5 protein-coding genes and 1 pseudogene are annotated in these 8399 nt (G+C 72.9%); 4 read left to right on the top strand and 2 right to left on the bottom strand.

The features are described from left to right. Positions 1 to 2076, bottom strand: a 2076-nt coding sequence (locus tag G3I53_RS20580; RefSeq protein ID WP_164438632.1) for a nitrate- and nitrite sensing domain-containing protein, incomplete at its 3' end; no start/stop codon positions are given. 124 nt (positions 2077 to 2200) lie between these two features. Further along, positions 2201 to 3211: a substrate-binding domain-containing protein gene (locus tag G3I53_RS20575; RefSeq protein ID WP_164333922.1), complete on the bottom strand. Its 1011-nt coding sequence runs from the start codon at positions 3209 to 3211 to the stop codon at positions 2201 to 2203. 712 nt (positions 3212 to 3923) lie between these two features. On the opposite strand from G3I53_RS20575, the gene G3I53_RS20570 reads away from it, so the two are divergent. The 4 genes and pseudogenes from G3I53_RS20570 to G3I53_RS33385 all read left to right on the top strand — a co-directional run. Beyond that, positions 3924 to 4571, top strand: coding sequence for a ScbR family autoregulator-binding transcription factor (locus G3I53_RS20570; protein WP_164333814.1), 648 nt, complete (start codon positions 3924 to 3926; stop codon positions 4569 to 4571). A 46-nt stretch (positions 4572 to 4617) separates the two neighbouring features. Further along, positions 4618 to 5799: a damage-control phosphatase ARMT1 family protein gene (locus tag G3I53_RS20565; RefSeq protein WP_164333813.1), complete on the top strand. Its 1182-nt coding sequence runs from the start codon at positions 4618 to 4620 to the stop codon at positions 5797 to 5799. Positions 5800 to 5905: 106 nt separating this feature from the next. Then, complete coding sequence (gene cyc2 / locus G3I53_RS20560) at positions 5906 to 8134, top strand: germacradienol/geosmin synthase Cyc2 (protein WP_164333812.1); 2229 nt, start codon at positions 5906 to 5908, stop codon at positions 8132 to 8134. Between the two features lie 75 nt (positions 8135 to 8209). Beyond that, positions 8210 to 8399: pseudogene (locus tag G3I53_RS33385) on the top strand (hypothetical protein); the annotation flags it as partial.

The following is an 8399-nucleotide window of genomic DNA, read 5'->3' as shown; positions in this document are numbered from 1 at the left end:
CCCGGGCCCGTCGGGGTCCGTCGTGCCGGACGCCTCCGCCGCGGCCGCCGGGCCCGCCGTGCTGCTCGGGTCCGCGGCCTCCGGGGACCGCGGTGCCGCCGGGGCAGACCCGGCGCGGCCGTCCTGGGCGGTGTCCGGGGCGTCCGGGGACTGCCGGACCACGATCTCGTGGGGGACGAGCACGATCGCCGTCGTCCCGCCGTACGGCGAGGAGCGCAGGGTGACGGCGATGCCGTGCCGGTGGGCGAGCTGGGACACCACGAACATGCCGAGCCGCAGGTCGTCGGCGAGCGCCACCACGTCGAACTGCGGGGGCGTGGACAGCTGGGCGTTCAGGGAGGCGTAGTCCTCCTCCGACAGGCCCAGTCCGCGGTCCTCGATCTCCACCGCGAGCCCCTTGGCCACCATGGCGGCCCGCACCCCGACCGGGCTGGGCGCCGGGGAGTAGGCGGTGGCGTTGTCGATCAGCTCGGCCAGCAGGTGGATGACGTCGGCCACCGCGGGCGGGGCGACGGCGATCTCGTCCTCCTCCGTCTGCACCTCCACCCGCTGGTACTCGGCGACCTCGCCGACGGCACTGCGCAGGATGTCGATCAGGGCGACCGGCCGGCTCCAGGTACGGCCCGGCCGCTCACCGCTGACGATGACCAGGTTCTCCTCGTAGCGGCGCAACTGGCTCGCGGTGGAGTCGAGTTCGTACAGGCCCTTGAGGACCTCCGGGTCGGTGTGCCGGCGCTCCAGCGCGTCCAGCTTGCTGAGCTGGAGGTTCACCAGGTTCTGGCTCTGCCGGGCGATGCCCAGGATGATCTTCTGGAACCCCCGCCGGGCGTCGGCGAGTTCGACCGCGGTGTGCACGGCCGTGCGCTGCGCGGTGTTGAACGCCTGCGCCACCTGGCCCAGTTCGTCGTCGCCGTAGTCCAGGGGCGTCGTCGCGGACTCCGCGTCCACCTTCTCGCCGCGCTCCAGCCGGGCCACCACGTCGGGCAATCGTTCCTCCGCCAGGCTCAGCGTGGCCATCCGCAGGCCGTGCAGCCGCCGGGACAGCGAGCGGGTGATCCGCCAGGACATGCCCACGCACACCAGCAGCGCGGCCAGTCCGCCCGCGCTCAGCGCGGCGGCCGTCAGCAGCAGCCCGCGGGCCTCGTCGGCGCTGCGGGTCAGCAGTCCGTCGGTCTCCTGCTGGATCATCGCGGTGTACTGCGCGGACACCTTGTCCCAGGCCGTGTCCCACCGGCGCTGCGCGTCCGGCAGGACGACCCGGTCGCCCTTGCCCGTGGGCCGCGCGGCGAGCACCTGGTCCTCGATCTTCTCCAGGGTGCGCCACTCCGGGCTCGCGAGGATCTTCTCCGTCCGCGTCTTGGCGGTGCCCCGCAGGGACGGCAGGATCTGGTCCTCGACCAGCCAGCGGCGCGTGCCGACCAGCTCCCCGAAATCCGTCCACGCCTCCCGGCCGAGGTGGCCGGACGGCCAGGCCAGCGTGAGCCGGGCGTCGCCCCGGGACATCAGTTCCGCCGCGTGCTCCAGCGACACGAGCGGACCGGCCTGCGAGGTGAGGTCGCCGTCGTCGACCTGGGACAGCTCCTGGAAGGCGTGGATCTGCTCGTCGATGATCGACGTGTAGTGGTCGAGCGCCTGCTCGGCCGTGATGTCGCCGGGGTTGTCGATCTGGTCGCGGTAGTACTCCAGGCTGCCCACCGAACCGAGCACCGAGTACATCCGCTCCGACACCCGCGCCGGCGCCTCGGCGATCGCGTCCGCCTGGCCGGTGAGTTCGGCCACCGCCCGGTCCGTCCGCTCCCGCTGGGCGTCCAGGGCGCTGCGGGAGTCCCGGGGCGCGGCGAGCCACGCGGCGGTCAGGCTGCGCTCCCGTTGCAGGGCGAGCGCGGCCTCGGTGCCCATCGCCCCCGTCGACCGGCTCAGCTCCGTCTGGGCCCGCAGCCGCAGCCCCTCCGAGAACATCTGGGTCGTCGTCACGCCCCACATCGCCGCGAGGGTGACGCTCGGCACCAGCGCCAGGAGGACCAGCGAGATACGTATGGAGCCGAGCCGGCGCCGGGCACCTGTCCGTGGAGACATCGTCGTCCTAGAGCGGTCGGATGGGAGGGGGAGCGGAGGCGGTGCGCAGGATGCTATCCGCACATGTGAGCGTGCGTCCCGTGAGGGACCGAAAAGTTTCGACACGCTCCCGGGGCATCCCGCGTCAACGGGTGCCCTCGGCCGCGAACTTAGCGACCGAGGCGACATTGGACTTCGTGACGAACGCGGGACCGGTGAGGACCGGGGCCACCCCGCCGCCGCTGATGTTGCCGTTCGTCCGGTACAGCCACAGCGCGTCCACGGCGAGATAGCCCTGGAGGTAGGGCTGCTGGTCCACGGCGAACCGGACGGTGCCGTCGCGCACCGCGTCCACCAGGTCCTTGTCGAGGTCGAAGGTGGCGACACCGGCCTTGCTGTCCGCCTCCCGGACCGCGTCGACCGCGGTGAGGGCGTACTGAGCCCCCAGGGTCACGACCTCGTCGATGGACGGGTCCTGCCGCAGCCGGGCGGTGAGGATGCCCGCGACGGCGCGCATGTCGGTGCCGTCCACATAGAGGTTGTCGGTCTTCCCGGCGAACGTCTTGCGCACACCGGCGCACCGCGCCTCCAGGGCGACGTTGCCGCGTTCGTGGACGAGGCACAGGGTGTGCCGCGCCTCGAGGTCGTTCAGCTTCTCGCCGACGGCCCGGCCGGCCACGCTCTCGTCCTGCCCGAAGTACTCCAGCAGTCCGGCCGGCTTCCAGGCGTCGATACCGGAGTTGAGCCCGACGACGGGGATCCCGGCGGCCCGGGCCTCGCCGACCGGCCCCTTCATGGCCTGCGGCTTGGCCAGCGTCACCGCGATGCCGTCGACGCCGTCCCTGATCGCGTCCCGCATCAGCCGGGCCTGGCCCGCCTGGTCGGCGTCGCTCGCGAAGGTCAGGTCGATGCCGTCCTTGGCCGCGGCCGCCTCGGCGCCCTTGCGGACCAGATCCCAGAAGGCGTCGCCCTCGCCGCCGTGGGCGATCAGCGCGACCTTCATGCCCCCGGCACCGCCCGCCCCGTCGGAGCCCCCGGAGCCGTCGTCCCGGCCGAACGCCGAGCAGCCCGCCGCCAGCAGCACGACGGCGACGGCGAGAACGGCGAGGCGGGTGGGGCGTCCCGGGATGCGGTGGGACCGGGAAGGAGTGTTCATGAGGGCGCGGACCTCGCTGTGCGGCAGAGCAAGAGCAGGGGGAGAGTGCGGTCGGAGCAGCAGCGATGCGCCGGCCGGGTGACTCTCGCTGGCCCGGAGCCAACCCTGTCCCGCCATCGGTCGTCAAGTGACCGGCCACGGGAAGTGAGGTGCCGCTGCCGCATTGTGATGAACCGTGACACCCGAGGTGGGAGCGGTTTCCGGGCCGCGCGGAGCGGAACCGCACGGACGGTACGGTCCGGCGGGCGGAGGTCCGGGGGAGGCCGAGAACCCGCGCGTACGCGTGGCGGTGGCCGGTGCGTCCGAGGGCCGCACCGAGGGTGGGTGCGGGGGGATACGAGGGTTTCCCCCGTATCCCCCCGGCCGCCGGGCTGCCTATCGTTCCAGCGCGGCCGAACCGGCGGGTAACCCCCGAGCGGTTCCCGGTGCCCCGCGCGACGGGGGCCGGGCGGCGGCCGCCACCGGTCCGGCGGGCCGGCCGGGTGCGGATGGGGCCCCGGCCGGCCCGCCGTCTCACGTTCGGCCGCCGGATCCGCCCAATTGCATACCGGACGCGCTGTTTCCTCTCTCTCCTCGCCCAAACGGTGCCGGATCTGCACCAGCTCGGGCCGCACCATGTGGACTCCCGCCGCCGGACGGTGAGTTATCGTGTACACGGGGTAAAAAACAAACGGCATGACCCGTTCCTTTTTCCGGCTCAGGAGTTCAGTCGATGGCGAGGCAGGTACGCGCCGAGCAGACCCGGGCGACGATCATCACGGCCGCCGCCGAACTGTTCGACCGGCAGGGCTATGAATCGACCAGTCTCAGTGACATCGTCGAGCACGCCCATGTCACCAAGGGCGCCCTCTACTTCCACTTCGCGGCGAAGGAGGACCTCGCGCACGCGATCCTGGAACTGCAGTCCCGCACCTGCCGCAGGCTGGCCCGGGAGACCGAGACGCGGGGGCACACCTCGCTGGAGGCGCTGATGCGCCTCACCTTCTCCATAGCCCGGCTGTCGGCCGAGGACCCCGTCCTGCGCGCCGGACTCCGGCTCGCCACCGGCGGCACCCGGCCGCGCCCGCCGCTCAGCCACCCCTTCACCGAGTGGCTCGACATCGTGACGGCCCGGCTGCTCGGCGCGGTCAAGGAGGCCGACGTCCACCCCGACGTCGACATCGACGTCGTCGCCCATTCCCTGGTCTGCTTCTTCATCGGCACCCGCGTGGTGGGCCGGTCCCGCGAACCCGTCGCCCGGCAGCCCCGCCGCACCGCCGAGATGTGGCAGATCCTCATCCGCGGACTGGTGCCGGTGACCCGGCGTGCGCGCTACCTCAGCCTGGCCGCCCGCCTGGAGAGGGAGATCGCCCCCGTGTGAGGCGGGCCGCGGCGTCCCGCCCGCCCCGCGCGTTACGGTGAGCCGCATGCCCCACACCCCCGCCGCCGACGTGATCCTCGGCAACGAGCCCGGCTCGTTCCCCCACAGCGTGCTCGCCGAACGGCACCCGGCGATCATCCGGCAGGTGCGCGAGTCCTTCCCCTACGAACCCGCACAGCACCGCGCCCTCGACGCCCTGCTGGCCCGGTGCACCGAGGGCGTGATCGAACCCCTCCCCGCCGAGGCGCACGACCGGGACGACTGGCTCGCCTGGGGCATGGCGCGGTACGCGGGACTGTCCTGGTTCGACGTGCCGTGGCTGTGGTCCGAGAGCTGGTTCTACCGGCAACTGCTGGACGCCGTCGGGTACTTCGGACCCGGCCCCTGGCAGGGCATCGACCCCTTCCGGCCGTCGAAGCTGGCCGAGCTCGACTCCCCCGCGACGGCGGAGGAACTGGCCGCCCTCGACGACCTCGCCGCCCGGCCCGCCGCCGAACGCGAGCAGGCCCTGCTGCACGGCTCGCTGTGGGGCAACCGCGCCGACCTCGGCTTCCGGCTGTCCGCCGAGGGCGCCGAGGAGACCGCCGCCGCACCCGGCCTGGTGGCCGACGACAGCGAGCGCCTGCGGCAGCTCCTCGACGACCGCTCCGGCGGGGCCACGCTCGCCCTGATCGCCGACAACGCCGGCCGCGAACTCGTCCCCGACCTGCTGCTGCTCGCCCACCTCCTGGCCCACGGCCGCATCGCCCGGGCCGTGCTGCACGTCAAGCCGTACCCGTACTACGTCTCCGACGCGACCACGGCCGACGTCGTCGACGCCGTCCGCCGGCTGCGCGACGCCCAGGGAGCGGCGGCGGAGTACGGGCACCTGCTGTGGCACGCCCTCGCCGACGGCCGCCTCCGGATCGGCGCGCACGCCTTCTTCTGCTCGCCCCTGCCGTACGAGGACATGCCCGGCGACCTCCGTGCCGGCCTCGCCGCCGCCGATCTCACCGTGGTCAAGGGCGACCTCAACTACCGGCGGCTGGTGGGTGACCGGCGGTGGCCCCCGGTCACGCCCTTCGCCGACGTCACCGCCCACTTCCCCGGGCCGGTGGCCGCCCTGCGCACGCTGAAGTCCGACGTGATCACCGGCCTGGCGCCGGCCACCGAGGCCGCCCTGGTCGCGGCGGAGGACCAGCGTTGGCGGGTCAGCGGCACCCACGCCCTCATCCAGGTACGGGAGTAGGGCACGGAACCGCCCCGAACTCCCGTATCACCACCGGTTTCACGCGATGGTGTGATCATGTCCGGGCCGGTGGATGCCGCCCCGGCGGCCCGGGTAGTGCCCGGCCATGACGCAGCCGTTCGAACTCCCGCACTTCTACCTGCCGCACCCCGCGCGGCTCAACCCGCACGTCGACGAGGCCCGGGCCCACTCGACGGCGTGGGCCCGCGAGATGGGCATGCTGGAAGGGTCCGGAGTCTGGGAGCAGGCCGATCTCGACGCACACGACTACGGCCTGCTCTGTGCCTACACCCATCCCGACTGCGACGGCCCCGCCCTGTCCCTCATCACCGACTGGTACGTGTGGGTCTTCTTCTTCGACGACCACTTCCTGGAGAAGTACAAGCGCACCCAGGACCGCTCCGCCGGCAAGGCCCACCTCGACCGGCTGCCCCTCTTCATGCCCGCCGACCCGGCTACCCCCGTCCCCGTGCCGGAGAACCCGGTCGAGGCGGGCCTCGCCGACCTGTGGGCGCGCACCGTGCCCGCCATGTCCGCCGACTGGCGCCGCCGGTTCGCCGTCGCCACCGAGCACCTGCTCAACGAGTCCCTGTGGGAACTGTCCAACATCAACGAGGGCCGGATCGCCAATCCCGTCGAGTACATCGAGATGCGCCGCAAGGTGGGCGGCGCGCCCTGGTCCGCGGGACTCGTCGAGTACGCCACCGCCGAAGTGCCCGCCGCCGTCGCCGGCACCCGGCCGCTGCGGGTCCTCATGGAGACCTTCTCCGACGCCGTCCACCTGCGCAACGACCTGTTCTCCTACCAGCGCGAGGTCGAGGACGAGGGCGAGAACAGCAACGGCGTCCTCGTCGTGGAGACCTTCTTCGGCTGCACCACCCAGGAGGCCGCCGACATCGTCAACGACGTCCTCACCTCACGGCTCCACCAGTTCGAGCACACCGCGTTCACCGAAGTGCCCGCCGTCGCCCTGGAGAACGGCCTCGCCCCGCACGAGGCCGCGGCCGTCGCCGCGTACGCGAAGGGGCTCCAGGACTGGCAGTCCGGCGGCCACGAATGGCACCTGCGCTCCAGCCGCTACATGAACGAGGGCGCGCGCACCACCACCCCCCGGGGCGCCCTCGCGGGACCGGCAGGACCCACCGGCCCCGGCACCTCCGCCGCCGACGTGCGGGCGCTGCTCACCGCGGCGGGCGCCGAGCGGCTGCGCGCCCACACCCACGTGCCGTACCAGAAGGTCGGCCCCTCCGTCATCCCCGACATCCGCATGCCGTTCCCGCTGGCGCTGAGCCCCCACCTGGACGCCTCCCGCGGCCACCTCGCCGACTGGTGCCGGCGCATGGGCATCCTCTCCGAGGGCGTCTGGGACGAGGACAAACTCGACGCCTACGACCTCGCCCTGTGCTCCGCCGGCATCGACCCGGACGCCACCCCCGGGGCGCTCGACCTCAGCGCCCAGTGGCTCGCCTTCGGCACCTACGGCGACGACTACTACCCCCTGGTCTACGGCCACCGGCGCGACCTGGCCACCGCCCGGGTGACCACCGCCCGGCTGTCGGACTGCATGCCGATCGACGGCGAACCGGTGCCGGCCCCCGCCAACGCGATGGAACGCTCCCTCATCGACCTGTGGGCGCGCACCACGGCCACCATGACCCCCGAGCAGCGGGGCCCGCTGAAGAACGCGGTCAACGTCATGACCGAGAGCTGGCTGTGGGAGCTGGCCAACCAGATCGTCCACCGGGTGCCCGACCCCGTGGACTACCTGGAGATGCGCCGCCAGACCTTCGGCTCGGACCTCACGCTGAGCCTGTGCCGCACCGGCCACGGCCCGGCCGTCCCGCCCGAGGTCTACCGCAGCGGCCCCGTCCGCTCCCTGGAGAACGCGGCCGTCGACTTCGCCTGCCTGCTCAACGACGTCTTCTCGTACCAGAAGGAGATCGAGTACGAGGGCGAGATCCACAACGCGATCCTCGTCGTGCAGACCTTCTTCGGCTGCGACTACCCGACCGGCCTGCGGATCGTGCACGACCTGATGAGCCGCCGCCTCACCCAGTTCGAGCACGTGGTGGAACACGAACTGCCGGTGGTCTACGAGGACTTCGAGCTGTCCCGGGAGGCCCGGGACATCATGCGGGACTACGTGGAGGACCTGCGCAACTGGATGGCGGGCATCCTGCACTGGCACCGCAGCGTCGACCGGTACAAGGACGCGTGGCTGTCCCGGCGCGCCCACGGCTTCCTCCCCGACCGCCGGCCCGCGCTGCCGCTGCCGCTCCAGGGCGGGGCGGCGCTGCTCAGCACCCCCTTCGGCCGGGTCGCTACCCACTCCTGACCGCCCCTCAGTCTCACTCGTTCGTGGCTCGTCGGCCCGCCGCCCGCCGGGTAGCTCTCCGGACGGAGGCGATCGATGGAACAGACAGCGTTGCGTCCCCGGCCCATGCCCGGCCGGGAACCCGGCGGCCGGCGGCCCGGCGGGAACGACGAGGCGGACGACCGGCACGACGGGCGCGGGCAGCGCCAGGAAGGAGCAGAGCAGCGGAGCGGACCCGGCCCCGCCCGTACCCGGCCGCACGCCGCCCGCCGGCGCGGCCGGCGGC

The organism is Streptomyces sp. SID14436, assembly GCF_010548465.1.
GTDB lineage: Bacteria > Actinomycetota > Actinomycetes > Streptomycetales > Streptomycetaceae > Streptomyces.
Note: the sequence above shows the minus strand (reverse complement) of the source record. Positions and strands in the feature narration are given on the sequence as shown.

What these genes read in the sequence shown, in the direction of transcription:
- G3I53_RS20575 (WP_164333922.1), bottom strand. Translation starts at nt 3,211, where the DNA reads ATGAACACTCCTTCCCGGTCCCACCGCATCCCGGGACGCCCCACCCGC.
- G3I53_RS20570 (WP_164333814.1), top strand. Translation starts at nt 3,924, where the DNA reads ATGGCGAGGCAGGTACGCGCCGAGCAGACCCGGGCGACGATCATCACG.
- G3I53_RS20565 (WP_164333813.1), top strand. Translation starts at nt 4,618, where the DNA reads ATGCCCCACACCCCCGCCGCCGACGTGATCCTCGGCAACGAGCCCGGC.
- cyc2 (WP_164333812.1), top strand. Translation starts at nt 5,906, where the DNA reads ATGACGCAGCCGTTCGAACTCCCGCACTTCTACCTGCCGCACCCCGCG.